Source organism: Rhizobium sp. ZK1, from assembly GCF_047782645.1.
Taxonomy (GTDB): Bacteria; Pseudomonadota; Alphaproteobacteria; order Rhizobiales; family Rhizobiaceae; genus Rhizobium.
Map to the genome: position 1 here is coordinate 3,030,894 of NZ_CP180586.1, position 14,776 is coordinate 3,045,669.

Consider the following 14,776-nt stretch of genomic DNA (forward strand, 5'->3'; position numbering starts at 1 on the left):
ATGGCCGTTCCGGAAGCCGTGATGGAAAACAGGCGATCTTTCTTTGTGGCGTTCCGCAGAGGCAGGCAGGCGGGCGATAGAACCAACCTCGCCCTGCTGGGCATCGCCTTCCTCGTCGTGGCTTCCGTCTTCGCCCTGCTCTTTTCCATCACGACGGGGGCGTCGGACGCTTCCGTTCTCGATGTCATGAAAAACATGGCAGGCTCCGAAACGGCACTCAACGCCCGTGACCGGATCATCATCTTCGATATCCGCCTGCCCCGCGCCATCCTCGGCTTCCTGATCGGCGGATCGCTCGCCGTCTCCGGCGCAGTCATGCAGGGCCTGTTCCGTAACCCGCTGGCCGATCCCGGTCTTGTCGGCGTCTCCTCCGGCGCAGGTCTTGGCGCAGTCGTCATGATCGTGCTCGGCGGCACGATCGCCGCTCCCCTTTACCTTGCGCTCGGCATCTATGCCCTGCCACTCGCGGCCTTCGGCGGCGGTCTCGCCACCACCCTGCTGCTCTACCGGGTCGCCACCACCAACGGCCAGACCTCCGTCGCCACCATGATGCTTGCCGGCATCGCACTCGGCGCGTTGGCCGGCGCATTGACCGGCGTGCTGATCTACATGGCAAACGACCAGCAATTGCGCGATCTCACCTTCTGGGGCATGGGCTCGCTCGCCGGCGCCACCTGGATCAAGATATCAGCAGCCGGCCCCATCATCCTCCTGTCCTTTGCCACGCTGCCCTTCATGGCCCGCGGATTGAACGCGATCACCCTTGGCGAAGCCTCAGCCTTTCATATGGGCGTACCCGTCCAGCGGCTGAAGAATATCGCGATCGTAGCGGTTGCCGCCGCCACCGGCGCTTCCGTCGCCGTCAGCGGTGGCATCGGCTTCGTCGGCATCGTCGTGCCGCATATATTGCGCATGGTGATCGGCCCGGACCATCGTTTCCTGCTGCCGGCCTCGGCTTTGCTCGGCGGTTCGCTGCTGATCTTCGCCGACGTGCTTGCCCGCACCATCGTCGCACCCGCCGAGCTGCCGATCGGCATCATCACGGCGGCCGTCGGCGGCCCCTTCTTCCTCTGGATCCTGTTGCGGCAGCGCTCGCGCCTGGCCCTTTGAGTGTGTGTCGATGATCGAAGTTTCCGGCGTCAGCGTGCGCCTTTCCGGCAAGACCATCGTGCACGACGTCGCCTTCACCGCGAAGGCCGGCGAACTGACCGCCATTGCAGGCCCTAACGGCTCCGGCAAGACGACGACGATGAAGGCCGTTTCCGGCGAACTCGCCTATGACGGCTCCGTACGACTGAACGGCGAAGAGGTACGCGCGCTCAAACCCTGGCAGCTCGCCTCCGTCAGAGGGGTCCTGCCGCAAGCGAGCGCCATCTCCTTTCCCTTCACGGTGCGCGAGATCGTCCGCATGGGCCTGACCTCCGGCCTCAACCTGCACGCCGACCAGGCCGACGAGACAGCCGCAAAGGCGCTTGCATCAGTCGATCTCGGCGGCTTCGAGGCGCGCTTCTATCAGGAACTCTCGGGCGGCGAGCAGCAGCGCGTGCAGCTTGCCCGCGTGCTCTGCCAGATCGCCGAGCCGGTCGTGGACGGCAAGCCCTGCTGGCTGCTGCTCGACGAGCCGGTCTCCAGCCTCGACATCAGCCACCAGCTGACGATCATGACACTCGCGCGCAATTTCTGCGAACACGGCGGCGGGGTCATCGCCGTCATGCACGATCTCAACCTGACGGCCCTCTTCGCCGACAGGATCGTGCTGATGAAATCCGGCCGGCTGGCAGCGTCCGGCAATGTGCGTGAGGTGTTGACGGACGAAACCATGCAATCCGTCTTCGGCTGCCCGCTGCGCGTCAACAAGGTGCCTGTCGATGGCACGCCCTTCGTGCTTGCACACAGCGCGCTTCCCGCCGGTTGAGGAACCTTTCCAGCCCAAATGCGTTGTCCGCAATGATTTGGGTCAAAGCCGGGCGCTCTCTTCCGTGCCATCGATGGTGCTGACCCCGTGAGAAACCGGGCGGCACTTCTTTGCGCCCAGCTATGGAGACAGTCATGGCCTATTCCTTCTTCCAGTCCAGCCGCAGTCGCCGCAACGGCGCTCTCCACAATCTCGAAACCAGCATCGAGGACCAGATCGAAGCCCTGCGCGACGAACTCGCCGAACTGACCCATGTTCTCGGCAAGACGTCCCGCCGTCGAGGTGAAACGCTGCGCTCACAGGCATCCGCAGGCTACGAGGACATTCTCGGCCGCAGCGAGGATCTGCTGAACGAGTTACAGCAACGCTACCTGCGTAGCGCCGGCGAAGTGCGCAATACGGTCCGCCGTCACCCGCTGGCAACGGTGGGCGCCGCTGCCGCCTTCGGCCTGCTCGTCGCCATGCTCGCCCGCCGCTAGAGTATTCCCGCTCTTTATAGAAAAACGGAAATACTCTATCTGTTCGTTTTAACGCAATTCCGGACGCAAAACCGCTGCGCACTTTTGCTGGGATTGCTTTAGGAGGCTCGATGCTCTTCCCAATCCTGAGCCTGCTCGTAGGCACGAGCGTCCACCGCACGGTGGAACGCACCAAGCGCAACGGCATCTTCGTCGCCGTTGCGCTGCTTTTTCTGCTGACCGCCTATGCGCTTGCCGTCACCGCCGGAGCCATCTGGCTGGCCGGCATCTACGGCGCTATCGGCGCAGCCCTCTTTCTGGCGGCCTGCGCGCTGCTGATCGCGATCGTCGTCTTCGTGATCATGGCGATCATCAATGCCCGGGAAGCCCGCCGCGCCCGCGAACGCCGCGCCGCGTTGGAATCTTTGGCAACCGTCGGCCTTGGCATCGTTCGCGCCCAGCCGCTGTTGACCGCCGGCATCGTGGCCGCTCTTGTCGCCGCCAATCTGGTGGGTTCGAAGCGGAACGATTAAATCCGCCGCCTCTCTTTATCCCTCGAGGAAGGCAGCCACTTGCCTCGCTCCATTAAAAAGCCGGCGCCCGATAGGGCTGCCGGCCATCCTTCCTCCCAGGAACACTTTGATCAGAAGGCGAAGGCCTTCGACGTCAACGGCGCCGACGTGGCATCCGGACCGAAATCCGCCTCGCCCGAAATCTGCAGCAGCTCCTGCAGACGCTGGCGCGCGCGGTTCACGCGGCTCTTGATGGTACCGACGGCGCAGCCGCAGATTTCCGCTGCTTCCTCATAAGAGAAGCCCGAAGCGCCGACGAGAACGATCGCCTCGCGCTGATCCGGCGGCAGCTGGTCCAGCGCCTTCTTGAAGTCCTGCAGGTCGAGCGCGCCATATTGGGACGGGTGGGTCGCCATGGATTCGGTAAACAAACCGTCGCTGTCCTGCACCTCGCGGCCGCTCTTGCGCATCTGGCTGTAAAGCTCGTTGCGCAGGATCGTGAAGAGCCAGGCCTTCATGTTCGTGCCCATCTCGAAATGGTCCTGCTTGGCCCAGGCCTTCATGATGGTATCCTGGACCAGGTCGTCGGCGCGGTCGTGCCGGCCGATCAGGGATATTGCAAAAGCGCGAAGGCTCGGCAGGGCCGCCAGGAGTTCGCGCTTGAAGCTCGGTTGCGCTTTTTCCATGCGGGTATTCCTATTCGGCCATCTTTGCGGAAGCCATCATTTCGGCCCGGTCGAGCTTTTCGAGCAGGTCGAGGAAGCGATCGGGAATAGCTTCCTCCTGGGCGGCAGCATAGAGTGACCGCAACCTGACGCCGATCTGGTTGTTCGGATCCAATATGTCGCTCGCCCGCACTTCCTGCTGGCGCTCATCCATTGCTTCTGTCTTTTGTGTCGTCATCAACTGATCACTTCTTGCCTGTTTCTCGGGATGAAAGGCAAAGTCTGCTGTGAAAATCAAATGGGACGAACACCCGACCGATCAAGCCGGTTCTTTCAAACCTTTGATGCAACAGATCCATCCCCTTCACACGGGTCAAAATGTAACGCCCTTCATTTGTCGGCTAGGATAATGCGACGCTGCAAAAATAGTTCCTCATTTTCCGGAACTTTTTTATGAAGATCGCGTTGTCAGGTCATTGAGACCATTTACTGGCCTGTAGACGGGAGTTTTTAATGACACTTTCCACTCGAATTGCGCCGCACCTTCCTTATCTGCGTCGCTATTCCCGCGCACTTACCGGCACTCAAACCTCTGGCGACGCCTATGTCGCTGCCGTCCTGGAAGCGATCATCGCCGATCTCTCCATTTTCCCGGATACCGTGAATGACCGCGTCGCACTCTACAAACTGTTCACGCAACTGTTTGGTTCCACTGCAGTCGAGATTCCCGAACCCTCCTCTCCTTATGCCTGGGAACAGCGCGCGACGCTGAACCTTTCCAAGGTTTCGCCGCTCGCCCGGCAGGCGTTCCTGCTCGCTTCAGTCGAGAATTTCCGCGTCTCCGAGATCGCGGACATTTTAGAAATCAGCGACGAGGAAACTATGCAGCTGCTCGACAAGGCCTCACATGAAATCTCGCGGCAGGTCGCGACCGATATCATGATCATCGAGGACGAGCCCCTGATCGCCATGGATATCGAGCAGATGGTCGAAAGCCTTGGCCACCGCGTCACCGGCATCGCCCGCACCCACACGGAAGCGGTCGCGCTCTACAACAGGACGAAGCCGAACATGGTGCTGGCCGATATCCAGCTTGCCGACGGCAGTTCGGGTATCGACGCCGTCAACGATATCCTGAAGACATCGAGCGTTCCGGTAATCTTCATCACCGCCTTCCCTGAGAGACTGCTGACCGGGGAGCGGCCGGAGCCTACTTTCCTCGTGACCAAGCCTTTCAACCCCGACATGGTCAAGGCGCTGATCAGCCAGGCGCTTTTCTTCAACGAAACGACCCGCGTGGCAGCCTGAAGCATGAATTTGGGCCGCGCCGGAACCATTTCCGGCAACGATGCGTTCCGGCTCTGCCGGAGCGTTTCGGTAGCTTTAACGGTTTTTGCAGCGCTTGCTTTTAAAATGATCGGCAGGTTTGTCGGGAGGGCTGACATCCTCCCATGTGTTCGAAGGGACTGAAGAAAGGCGGCCGCGTGAATACGACTGGACCATTGTCCGGAACGCCTTTCAATACCGAAGGCAAGACGGCCGTAATGGAGCGCGCGCTTGCCAGCGCCGGTATCTCGATCTTGTATCAGGATACAGGCCTAGGCATCCTCTATGCCGAAAATCTTCTCCCTTATTTCCAGAAGCGTTTTGTCGCCGGCGGCGATGACGGTTCGCTGTTTGGCGAAACACACGGCAAATCCCTTGCCGCGATGAAGCAGAGGGTGCTTGAGACCGGCGCCTCCAGCACTGCCGAGGTCGATGTTGCGATCGACGGCGAAGTCAGGACATTCGAACTGAAAGTTCAACGCACCGGCGCGCGCGGCAATTACGGCCTGCTCTCCGTAATTTCCGAAGTCACGGAAAGCCGCCACCGCGAAAAAGTGCTGAAATCTCTTCTGCGCGAGCTTTCCCACCGCTCCAAGAACCTGCTTGCCATCATCCAGGGTATTGCCACCCAGACGGCCCGCAACACTCTTTCGCTCGACGCTTTCCTGATGAAGTTCCGGGGACGCCTCCAGTCGCTTTCCAACTCTCAGGATCTGATCACCGACTCCAGCTGGCGCGGAGCCTTCCTGTTCGAACTCGCCGAAAAGCAGTTCGCCCCCTATTGGCCGGAAACTGCAGGCTCCATGCCGATTTATGGCGTCAACGCCCATCTGACGCCGAACGCCGCCGTGCATCTCGGCCTGGCGTTGCATGAGCTCATCGTCAACTCTGCCTCTTATGGCGCGATTGCCGGTGGTGCGACGTCAATCACTCTGAACTGCCGGGAAGCCGACATATCCGGCCGCAAGGCGATCGAGCTGGCATGGGTGGAGACACTCCCGAACAGCGCCGATGTGCACGAATTCAGCGAAAACAGCTTCGGCCGCACAGTGCTGGAGCGTGTCGTGCCCTCCTCCGTCAACGGCAAGGCCGAACTGACGCTCGCCCCCGGCCGCATTGAATACCACCTGACAGTTCCGGAAACGGAATTCGAAATCCTGAAGCGCACCTGAGACGTTTTATCTCCCACGCAATTCCGGACGCAGAACCGCCGCACAGTTTTGCGGGAATTGAATTGCTAAGGCCCAGACGGAAAAACAGCCGGTGCGAGGGCGGCGCACTGGCTGTTTCCACTCACCGGGAGGGGACCGTGAGTTCGTCCGAATGATGGGTTGGGGGCGCGCATGTTGGGTCGATGCGGTCATCATCCGGATATCGCATTAACTACGCTCGTTAACTTTGGTTCCGATGGTTCGCAAAAAAATTGGATTTTTGTCATTTTTTTCCGCAAGCCGAAATCCGAGTGTCGCTCCGGTCCATTCAATTGAAAGGCAGAGATTGCCCAAAGAATTATCACATCTAATAAAATCAATTGGTTAGAATGCAGGAACGAAAGAAAATTGCCAAAATTTTACCGTTTGATAAATTTTTGAACCTGAGTTACGATTCCCTCACTGGTCGTTACCAATAAAGAGGGAACTTCAATGGAACGTCTGGAAACTGGGATTCGTGCCGGCCGGCTTTCCCCTGCCGAGTACGAGGCTAATTTTTCCGATCTTCATCCGCGCCTCGACAACCACGAAGCGCTGGTCGCCGCCGACCGCTGTTATTTCTGTTATGATGCGCCGTGCATGACGGCCTGTCCCACCTCGATCGACATTCCGCTTTTCATCCGCCAGATTTCGACCGGCAATCCCTTGGGTTCGGCGAAGACAATCTTCGACCAGAATATCCTCGGCGGCATGTGCGCCCGCGTCTGTCCCACCGAAGAGCTCTGCGAGCAGGCTTGTGTGCGCAACACGGCCGAAGAACGCCCCGTCGAAATCGGCCGCCTGCAGCGCTATGCGACCGATGCGGCAATGGCCGCCGCCAAGCAGTTCTACCGGCGCGCCGAACCGACCGGCAAGAAGATCGCCGTCGTCGGCGCCGGTCCCGCCGGTCTCGCAGCCGCCCATCGGCTTGCCGTCAAGGGCAATGAGGTCGTGATCTACGACGCCAGGCCGAAGTCGGGCGGACTCAACGAATATGGCATCGCCACCTACAAGACGGTCGACGACTTCGCGCAGAAGGAGGTCGATTACGTCCTTTCGATCGGCGGCATTGAGGTGAAGCACGACCAGCAGCTCGGCCGCGATTTCTCCCTCTCCGACCTGCAGAGCCAGTATGACGCCGTCTTCCTCGGCCTCGGTCTCGCCGGCGTCAACGCGTTGCGCGTCGACAACGAAAATCTGCCCGGTGTCGATGACGCCGTCGATTTCATCGCCGCGCTGCGTCAGGCCGGCAGCAAGGGCGATATCGCCATTGGCCGCCGCGTCGTCGTCTTGGGCGGTGGCATGACGGCAATCGACGCTGCCGTCCAGGCAAAACTGCTCGGCGCAGAGGAAGTAACCATCTGCTACCGCCGTGGCAAGGAGCACATGAACGCTTCGGAATTCGAGCAGGATCTCGCCACTTCCAAGGGCGTGATCATCCGTCATTGGCTGGCGCCGAAATCCATCCTTTCCCAGGACGGCAAGGTCGCCGCGATCGAGATGGAATATACCAGCCTCGTCGACGGTCGCCTCACCGGCACAGGCGAGATCGGCGTCATCACCGCCGATCATATCCTGAAAGCCATCGGCCAGACCTTCGAAGCCTCGAGCCTCGGCGCGCTGCGCATGGAATCTGGCCGTATCGCCGTCGATGCCGAAGGCCGCACATCGATTGAAGGTGTGTGGGCCGGCGGCGACTGCGTCTTCGGTGGCGAAGACCTCACGGTATCCGCCGTCGCCCATGGCCGCGATGCGGCTGAATCCATTCACCGCACCCTCACTGCCGCAGCCGCTCCGGCTGTCGCCGTCGCCTGAAGGGGAGAATGAACAATGGCTGATCTCCGCAATAATTTCGTCGGCATCAAGTCTCCGAACCCCTTCTGGCTCGCCTCTGCGCCGCCGACCGACAAGGCCTACAATGTCGAGCGCGCCTTCAAGGCCGGCTGGGGCGGCGTCGTCTGGAAGACGCTCGGCGAAGAAGGCCCGCCGGTCGTCAACGTCAACGGCCCGCGTTACGGCGCGATCTGGGGTGCCGACCGCCGCCTGCTCGGCCTCAACAATATCGAGCTCATCACCGACCGCGACCTGCAGACCAACCTGCGCGAAATGAAGCAGGTGAAGATGAACTGGCCGGATCGCGCCCTCATCGCATCGATCATGGTTCCCTGCGAGGAAGAGGCCTGGAAATCCATCCTGCCGCTGGTGGAAGAGACCGGCGCCGACGGTATCGAACTGAACTTCGGCTGTCCGCACGGCATGTCCGAGCGCGGCATGGGCTCGGCCGTCGGCCAGGTGCCGGAATACATCGAAATGGTCGTGCGCTGGTGCAAACAGTACACGCGCATGCCGGTCATCACCAAGCTGACGCCCAACATCACCGACATCCGCCGCCCGGCCCGCGCCGCTAAGGCCGGCGGCACGGACGCCGTCTCGCTGATCAATACGATCAACTCGATCGTGTCCGTCGATCTCGACAACTTTGCCCCCAACCCGACCGTCGGCGGCAAGGGCAGCCACGGCGGCTATTGCGGCCCGGCCGTCAAGCCGATCGCGCTCAACATGGTCGCCGAGATCGCCCGCGACCCGGAAACCGACGGCCTGCCGATATCAGGCATCGGCGGCATCACCACCTGGCGCGATGCCGCGGAATTTCTGGTGCTCGGCGCTGGCAACGTGCAGGTCTGCACGGCGGCCATGACCTATGGCTTCAAGATCGTCCAGGAAATGATCACGGGCCTCTCGGACTGGATGGATGAAAAGGGCCACAAGACCCTCGACGACATCACCGGCCGCGCCGTGCAGAACGTCACCGACTGGCAGTACCTCAACCTCAACTACATCGCCAAGGCGAAGATCGACCAGGACGCCTGCATCAAATGCGGCCGCTGCTACATCGCCTGCGAGGACACCTCGCACCAGGCGATCACCAACTTCGTCGATGGCGTTCGCCATTTCGAGGTGATGGACGAGGAATGCGTCGGCTGCAATCTCTGCGTCAGCGTCTGCCCGGTCGAGAACTGCATCACCATGGAGCAGCTTCCGGCCGGCGCTCTCGACAAGCGCACCGGCAAGGTGGTCGACCCGAACTACGCCAACTGGACCACGCACCCGAACAACCCGATGGCCCGTCAGGCTGCGGAGTAAGATCTCTCAAACGCCCGATGAAAAAGCCGCCCGTCCACGGCGGCTTTTTCTTTATTCATCGGCTCTCAAAGCCCGAACGACTTGCGGTAGGCGCTCGGGCTCGTCCCGAGCCGACGGCGGAAATGGTGGCGCATGGTCGCGAGCGTGCCGAAACCGCTGGCGATGGCGATATCATCAAGTGAGACGGCAAGCTCCTTTTCGAGCAGATCGCGTGCGTGCCGCAACCGCTCCTTCAGCAGCCACTCACCGACACTGTCGCCCGTCGCTGCCTCGAAGCGGCGCTGGAAGGTGCGCATGCTCATGCCGGCCCTGCCGGCAAGCAAGCTGATCGGCTGCTCCTCGGAAAGCCGCTCGCGCATCCATTCGATCAATGGCCCGAGACGAATGCCTTCCCTTTCCTCAGGCACGGGAGCCGCAATGAACTGTGCCTGCCCGCCCTCACGGTGCGGCGGAACGACGAGACGCCGCGCCACGCTGTTGGCGGCGTCCGGGCCGAAATCGCCGCGCACGACATGCAGGCAGAGATCGATGCCGGCGGCACTGCCCGCCGCCGTCAGGATAGTTCCTTCGTCCACATAGAGCACATGGGCATCCAGAGCGATGTCGGGGTAACGCTCGGCAATCGAGGCGACATAACGCCAATGCGTCGTTGCGCGCCGCCCGGCGAGCAGGCCCGCCGCGGCAAGGACGGCGACACCCGAGCAGAGTGACATCACCCGCGCGCCGCGCTCGTGGGCGGTCCGGAGCGATGCGATCAGAGGCTCCGGCACCGGTGCATCGATCGATCGCCAGCCCGGCGCGATGATCAGGTCCGCCTCGTCGAGCAATTCAAGCCCTCTGTCGACCGCAACCGTCAGCCCGCCGGCAGCCCGCAGCGGGCCGGGCTCGACGCCGGCGACCGAGAAACGATACCAGCTCTCGCCCATTTCCGGCCGCGACAGGCCGAAGACCTCATAGGCAATGCCGAATTCGAAAGTGCAGAGCCCGTCATAGGCAAGCACTACGACATGCGGCCCCCGTGTCTTGTGAACATCCGATTCTGGCATGATCTTTACGCTATCAGTCACGATGGCCAATTTTGCTCATCACTATCATCGGCAATGATCGGCTGCAACCAAGTCAAGAAAGGACAAGATCATGCCGAGCCCGGTTTCCGAAATTCCCGCCGCCGCACCCGAAGCTGCCGCCGAACACTTCGCCCACAAACTCGCCTTCGAGACCGACTGTTCGGATGTGAACGCCGCCTTCGCTTCGGGCAAGGTCGATTTTGTGCTGCTCGACGTCCGCTCGCCGGCACTCTTCGCCCTCTCGCATGTTCCAGGCGCCCTCAACCTGCCGCACGGCAAGATGACCGGGCATCGCATGTCACAATGGCCTGCGGATACACTGTTTGTTGTCTATTGCGCCGGGCCGCATTGCAACGGCGCGGACAAGGCTGCACTTCGCCTGTCGCGTCTCGGCCTGTCCGTCAAGCTGATGATCGGCGGCCTGACCGGATGGGCAGACGAAGGTTTTGCTTTCGAGGGCGAGGCAGGCGCTGCCGCCTGATCAAGGATCCTCTCACCGGCAGTGCCCTTCGGGACCGCATTATATGCGGCCTCACACTGCCGGCCACGCAAACAGATCCCGAAGAATCGGATTGCCATTCTCAGCGAAATCCATGTTTTTCTATGATTTTCTCTGGAAATACGCCAAAGCTGCCGTATATCGCTAGTTTGGTCAGTCCTATCCGGGCGGCATCCTATGCGACAACTTGGAACACGGTCAGCATGTCACTTCGCAGTGCCCTACGCGCACAAACAGCAGATTGCCATGCCAAGGTGGACGCCCACTTCGGTAACTTCAGCCTTTCCGATATCCGCGATTACAAAGCTTTCTTGCGCGCCCATGCCCGTGCCGTTCCTTCGATTGAATCGGCTCTGGAACGGACCGGCATCATCAGGCTGCTGCCGGACTGGCCAGAGCGCCGGCGAACATCTCTTCTCCTTGCCGATATAGCCGCGCTGAACGAGCTGCCTCCTCAGCCCCTTCTACAGCCCGAGTTTCACGATGACGCATCCCTCTGGGGCGCGCTCTATGTACTGGAAGGATCGAAGCTTGGCGGGGCCATGCTCGCAAAGGCCGTGCCCGACCACCTGCCGAGCAGCTATCTCAGTCCCCAGGGTCCGAAGGGCGCCATGCGCGTATTTATGAAACGTCTGGATGCAAGTGGCGTTGACGATATCGCAGGCGCAGTTGCGGCTGCACGCGATGTCTTCGCTCTCTTTCTGAAGGCTGCACAGCTCGAACTGGAAGCGGCTTGATGAGCCAGACCACAGCTCCCGTCGATCTGACCAATTGCGATCGCGAGCCGATCCATCAGCTCGGTTCCGTCCAGCCCTTCGGTTTTCTGCTTGCGGCATCCTCGGACTGGATCGTCACCCGTGCCTCCGCAAATCTTTCGGAATTCCTGGCCATAACCCATGCCGAAGCGGTTGGCCGGCCTGTCTCGTCGATTCTTACGCCCGAAGCACTCCACAGCCTTCGCGACAGACTTGCCACCCTGCGCGGACCCGACATCGTCGAACGTATTTTCAGCATTGCGCTGACTTCGGCTAACCGGCGCTTTGACGTCGCAATCCATGTGAGCCACGGCCAGGTCATCATCGAGGGCGAACCTTGCAACGAAGGCAAGGCCGACGCGCCGTCGCTCTCTATGCGCAGCATGATGTCCCGCCTCGACCATACCGAAACGCTGGAGGCCTTCTTCCGCGAAGGCGCCCGCCAAGCCCGCGCCTTGACTGGTTTCGACCGCGTGATGGTCTATCGCTTCGACGATAGCGGCTCCGGCGAGGTCGTGGCAGAAGCTGCCCGGCCGGGTATCGGCTCGTTCCTCGGCCTGCATTATCCCGCGTCCGATATTCCGGTGCAGGCGCGCGCGCTCTATCTGCGCAATCTCTTCCGCATCATTGCGGATATCCATTCGACACCGGTGCCGATCCTGCCCGAACTCGACGAGCATGGCCGCCCGCTTGATCTCTCCATGTCCGTGCTGCGGTCGGTTTCTCCCATTCACATCGAATATCTGAAGAATATGGGCGTCGGTGCCTCGCTCTCCATCTCAATCGTCGCCGATGGCAGGCTCTGGGGCCTGTTTGCCTGCCACCACTACAGCGCCCGCCTACCTTCGGCCGAAAGCCGCTCCACGGCCGAGCTCTTCGGCCAGATGTTCGCCTCCCGCCTCGAAAGCCGCGAACGACGCCTGGCGCTCGACTACGAGACCAAGGCACGCCGCATCGCCGACCGGCTTCTCACCTCCGTTGCCGACAATGCAAGCCTGCTCGACGATCCGACGTGGCTGATCGACGCGCTGGCGGATGCCATTCCCGCTGATGGTATTGGTGTGTGGATCAACGGGCGGCTGGCGATTGCCGGCCTCGGGCCGAATGAAAAAAGCTTTGCCATCCTTGTCCGCCACCTCAATCGCAATGCCGCCGGCCGGGTCTACGCGGTGGATCGGCTTGGCGAAACCTATCCCGATATCGAAACCGATGGTGCCGTAGCCGGCATGCTCGCCATTCCGATCTCCCGCTCGCCACGCGATTACGTTGTGCTCTTCCGCCAGGAGATTGTGCGTACCGTCCGCTGGGCCGGAGATCCGCACAAGCCCGTGGAATATGGCCCGAACGGCCCGCGCCTGACCCCTCGCAAGAGTTTCGAAGCATGGTCCGAGCTGGTGCGCGGCCGCTCCCTGCCCTTCACCGAAGCAGAGCGCCGCGTGGCGGAAACCATCCGTGTTACGCTGATCGAAGTCGTACTGCGCCTGACCGATGAAGCAAGCATGGCGCGCCAGCTTGCCAATGAACGGCAGGAATTGCTGATCGCCGAGTTGAACCATCGCGTCCGCAATATCCTCGGCCTGATCGGCGGCCTGATCCGCCAATCACAATCGACCTCCATCAGCCTGCCGGATTATGTCCGCCAGCTTGAGGGCCGCGTCCAGTCGCTCTCCAGAGCGCATGACCAGATCACTCGCGACCACTGGGCGCCCGCCTCGCTTCGTCAGTTGCTGCTTGCGGAAGCCGCCGCCTATCTCGGGAAAAATGCCCAGCGTATACGCATGACCGGCGACGACGTGCTGCTCGAGCCGCAGGCCTTTTCCACCACCGCCCTCGTCTTCCATGAACTGGTGACCAACAGCGCCAAATATGGAAGCCTTTCCGGATCCGGCTTTATCGACCTTAGCTGGAGCACGGACGAGGAAGGCAATCTCCACCTGAACTGGCGCGAAAAGGATGGCCCGCCCGTGGTCGAACCGACGCGCCACGGTTTCGGCTCGACAATCATCCGCCGTTCAATCCCCTACGATCTCGGCGGCAGGGCCGAACTTCGCTACATCAGCGATGGCCTGGAGGCCGATTTTTTCATCCCCGCAAAACACGTCAATGCGGTGAGCGCCGCAGGCGAACGTCCCGCACCGGCCCCGGTGGAAATTGCCGAGCGCAGCAAGGCGGCGGCCAATGACGAGCTTCTCTCCGGGCTCAATGTGCTATTGGTCGAAAACAACCTCATCATTGCCATGGACGGCGAAGACATTCTGCGCCGTCTGGGCGCGGAGGTCGAGACCGCGCCAAGCGTCGCCGACGCGATTGAACTCGTGGCCGGCCAGTCCTTCGATCTGGCGCTTCTCGATGTCAATCTCGGCGATGAGACCAGCTTCGCCATTGCCGACCGTCTAGCCGCCAGTAACGTGCCTTTCGTTTTCGCGACAGGTTACGGTGAGGGGATCGCGCAGGCGCACAGCCATTCGTATGCGCCAGTTCTGCAAAAGCCCTATACGATCGAGGGAGTGACGGACATTCTGGTTCGCATGCCTCTCCCAAAGAGATCCTGATCGTCAGGTGCCGGAACGATCCGGCCTCAACCCGCCAATGAAAAGCTGCTCCAGGAAACGCGCCGCATCCTCGAAACGCCCGTCGCCCGAATGCTCTTCGCCGAGCACAGCGCGAACCTGCACGTCGAAATCGGCATAGTGCTGCGTCGTCGACCAGATCGAGAAGATGAGGTGATAGGGATCGCAATAGGCGATCTTGCCGCTCTTGATCCAGGTGCGGATGACGGCCGCCTTTTCATCGACCAGCTCTTTCAGCGGTCCCTTAAGCATATCGAGGACGTGCGGCGCGCCCTGCAGCATCTCGTTGGCAAAAAGCCGGCTCTCGCGGGGGAAATCGCGCGCCATCTCGAGCTTGCGGCGGATATAGCTGCGGATCTCCGATTCCGGATTGCCTTCCGCATCGAAGGCCCTCAGCGGCTCCAGCCAGTTGAAAAGCACCCGGTCGATCAGCGCGCGGTGCATGGCTTCCTTGGTGCGGAAATAATAGAGGAGATTCGGCTTCGACATGCCGGCCACCTCGGCGATCTGGTCGATGGTCGAGCCGCGGAAGCCGCTGACCGAAAACACATCGAGCGCCGCCTCCAGGATCTGCTCTTCCTTCTCCTCCTGGATGCGTGTCCGCCGAAGTGTCTTCGCCGCTCTCGGTATGGCCATCCGCTCTTTTCCCCTTGAAATTCAACTCCTTCGCTCAAG

15 protein-coding genes are annotated in these 14,776 nt (G+C 61.2%); 11 read left to right on the forward strand and 4 right to left on the reverse strand.

Going from position 1 to position 14,776, the window contains the following annotated elements:
• From ACK9YZ_RS15625 to ACK9YZ_RS15640, 4 genes are all read left to right on the forward strand, one after another.
• Positions 1–1,110 (forward strand): FecCD family ABC transporter permease, encoded by a 1,110-nt coding sequence (locus tag ACK9YZ_RS15625; RefSeq protein ID WP_416064427.1) that lies wholly within the window; start codon positions 1–3, stop codon positions 1,108–1,110.
• A gap of 10 nt (positions 1,111–1,120) precedes the next feature.
• Positions 1,121–1,915 carry a heme ABC transporter ATP-binding protein gene (locus ACK9YZ_RS15630; protein ID WP_416064428.1) on the forward strand — a complete coding sequence of 265 codons (795 nt, stop codon included), beginning with the start codon at positions 1,121–1,123 and terminating at the stop codon, positions 1,913–1,915.
• Between the two features lie 134 nt (positions 1,916–2,049).
• Positions 2,050–2,394: a DUF883 family protein gene (locus ACK9YZ_RS15635; protein WP_416064429.1), complete on the forward strand. Its 345-nt coding sequence runs from the start codon at positions 2,050–2,052 to the stop codon at positions 2,392–2,394.
• A 110-nt stretch (positions 2,395–2,504) separates the two neighbouring features.
• Complete coding sequence (locus tag ACK9YZ_RS15640) at positions 2,505–2,906, forward strand: hypothetical protein (protein WP_216755550.1); 402 nt, start codon at positions 2,505–2,507, stop codon at positions 2,904–2,906.
• Positions 2,907–3,016: 110 nt separating this feature from the next.
• On the opposite strand, the gene ACK9YZ_RS15645 is transcribed toward ACK9YZ_RS15640, so the two are convergent.
• Both ACK9YZ_RS15645 and ACK9YZ_RS15650 read right to left on the reverse strand, forming a co-directional pair.
• Positions 3,017–3,571, reverse strand: a complete 555-nt coding sequence (locus ACK9YZ_RS15645; protein ID WP_216755551.1) for an RNA polymerase sigma factor — start codon at positions 3,569–3,571, stop codon at positions 3,017–3,019.
• A gap of 10 nt (positions 3,572–3,581) precedes the next feature.
• Positions 3,582–3,788, reverse strand: coding sequence for a NepR family anti-sigma factor (locus ACK9YZ_RS15650; protein WP_416064430.1), 207 nt, complete (start codon positions 3,786–3,788; stop codon positions 3,582–3,584).
• 275 nt (positions 3,789–4,063) lie between these two features.
• On the opposite strand from ACK9YZ_RS15650, the gene ACK9YZ_RS15655 reads away from it, so the two are divergent.
• The 4 genes from ACK9YZ_RS15655 (at position 4,064) to preA (ending at position 9,210) form a co-directional block, all read left to right on the forward strand.
• A complete protein-coding gene (locus ACK9YZ_RS15655; RefSeq protein ID WP_183732144.1) occupies positions 4,064–4,858 on the forward strand; it encodes a response regulator in 795 nt (264 codons plus the stop codon).
• Between the two features lie 194 nt (positions 4,859–5,052).
• Positions 5,053–6,048: a sensor histidine kinase gene (locus tag ACK9YZ_RS15660; RefSeq protein WP_416066751.1), complete on the forward strand. Its 996-nt coding sequence runs from the start codon at positions 5,053–5,055 to the stop codon at positions 6,046–6,048.
• 471 nt (positions 6,049–6,519) lie between these two features.
• On the forward strand, positions 6,520–7,881 hold the full coding sequence (locus tag ACK9YZ_RS15665; protein ID WP_416064431.1) for an NAD(P)-dependent oxidoreductase: 1,362 nt from the start codon (positions 6,520–6,522) through the stop codon (positions 7,879–7,881).
• A 15-nt stretch (positions 7,882–7,896) separates the two neighbouring features.
• On the forward strand, positions 7,897–9,210 hold the full coding sequence (gene preA / locus ACK9YZ_RS15670; protein WP_416064432.1) for an NAD-dependent dihydropyrimidine dehydrogenase subunit PreA: 1,314 nt from the start codon (positions 7,897–7,899) through the stop codon (positions 9,208–9,210).
• Between the two features lie 65 nt (positions 9,211–9,275).
• On the opposite strand, the gene ftrA is transcribed toward preA, so the two are convergent.
• Positions 9,276–10,277 carry a transcriptional regulator FtrA gene (gene ftrA, locus ACK9YZ_RS15675; protein ID WP_416064433.1) on the reverse strand — a complete coding sequence of 334 codons (1,002 nt, stop codon included), beginning with the start codon at positions 10,275–10,277 and terminating at the stop codon, positions 9,276–9,278.
• Between the two features lie 70 nt (positions 10,278–10,347).
• Between ftrA and ACK9YZ_RS15680 the strand changes: the two genes are divergently transcribed.
• The 3 genes from ACK9YZ_RS15680 (at position 10,348) to ACK9YZ_RS15690 (ending at position 14,083) form a co-directional block, all read left to right on the forward strand.
• Positions 10,348–10,758: a rhodanese-like domain-containing protein gene (locus tag ACK9YZ_RS15680; RefSeq protein ID WP_416064434.1), complete on the forward strand. Its 411-nt coding sequence runs from the start codon at positions 10,348–10,350 to the stop codon at positions 10,756–10,758.
• A gap of 221 nt (positions 10,759–10,979) precedes the next feature.
• Entirely contained in the window at positions 10,980–11,513 is a 534-nt protein-coding gene (locus ACK9YZ_RS15685; protein ID WP_416064435.1) for a biliverdin-producing heme oxygenase, read from the forward strand.
• Positions 11,513–14,083: an HWE histidine kinase domain-containing protein gene (locus ACK9YZ_RS15690; RefSeq protein ID WP_416064436.1), complete on the forward strand. Its 2,571-nt coding sequence runs from the start codon at positions 11,513–11,515 to the stop codon at positions 14,081–14,083. The genes ACK9YZ_RS15685 and ACK9YZ_RS15690 overlap by 1 nt, the downstream gene beginning before the upstream one ends.
• Before the next feature lie 3 nt (positions 14,084–14,086).
• Here the strand turns inward: ACK9YZ_RS15690 and ACK9YZ_RS15695 are convergent, their stop codons facing one another.
• Positions 14,087–14,737, reverse strand: a complete 651-nt coding sequence (locus tag ACK9YZ_RS15695) for a TetR family transcriptional regulator C-terminal domain-containing protein (protein WP_216755561.1) — start codon at positions 14,735–14,737, stop codon at positions 14,087–14,089.
• Positions 14,738–14,776 lie beyond the last annotated feature (39 nt).

Bases quoted from the DNA above. Each gene is read 5' to 3' on its own strand.
- ACK9YZ_RS15625 (WP_416064427.1), top strand. From the start codon at position 1: ATGGCCGTTCCGGAAGCCGTGATGGAAAACAGGCGATCTTTCTTTGTG.
- ACK9YZ_RS15630 (WP_416064428.1), top strand. From the start codon at position 1,121: ATGATCGAAGTTTCCGGCGTCAGCGTGCGCCTTTCCGGCAAGACCATC.
- ACK9YZ_RS15635 (WP_416064429.1), top strand. From the start codon at position 2,050: ATGGCCTATTCCTTCTTCCAGTCCAGCCGCAGTCGCCGCAACGGCGCT.
- ACK9YZ_RS15640 (WP_216755550.1), top strand. From the start codon at position 2,505: ATGCTCTTCCCAATCCTGAGCCTGCTCGTAGGCACGAGCGTCCACCGC.
- ACK9YZ_RS15645 (WP_216755551.1), bottom strand. From the start codon at position 3,571: ATGGAAAAAGCGCAACCGAGCTTCAAGCGCGAACTCCTGGCGGCCCTG.
- ACK9YZ_RS15650 (WP_416064430.1), bottom strand. From the start codon at position 3,788: ATGACGACACAAAAGACAGAAGCAATGGATGAGCGCCAGCAGGAAGTG.
- ACK9YZ_RS15655 (WP_183732144.1), top strand. From the start codon at position 4,064: ATGACACTTTCCACTCGAATTGCGCCGCACCTTCCTTATCTGCGTCGC.
- ACK9YZ_RS15665 (WP_416064431.1), top strand. From the start codon at position 6,520: ATGGAACGTCTGGAAACTGGGATTCGTGCCGGCCGGCTTTCCCCTGCC.
- preA (WP_416064432.1), top strand. From the start codon at position 7,897: ATGGCTGATCTCCGCAATAATTTCGTCGGCATCAAGTCTCCGAACCCC.
- ACK9YZ_RS15680 (WP_416064434.1), top strand. From the start codon at position 10,348: ATGCCGAGCCCGGTTTCCGAAATTCCCGCCGCCGCACCCGAAGCTGCC.
- ACK9YZ_RS15685 (WP_416064435.1), top strand. From the start codon at position 10,980: ATGTCACTTCGCAGTGCCCTACGCGCACAAACAGCAGATTGCCATGCC.
- ACK9YZ_RS15690 (WP_416064436.1), top strand. From the start codon at position 11,513: ATGAGCCAGACCACAGCTCCCGTCGATCTGACCAATTGCGATCGCGAG.
- ACK9YZ_RS15695 (WP_216755561.1), bottom strand. From the start codon at position 14,737: ATGGCCATACCGAGAGCGGCGAAGACACTTCGGCGGACACGCATCCAG.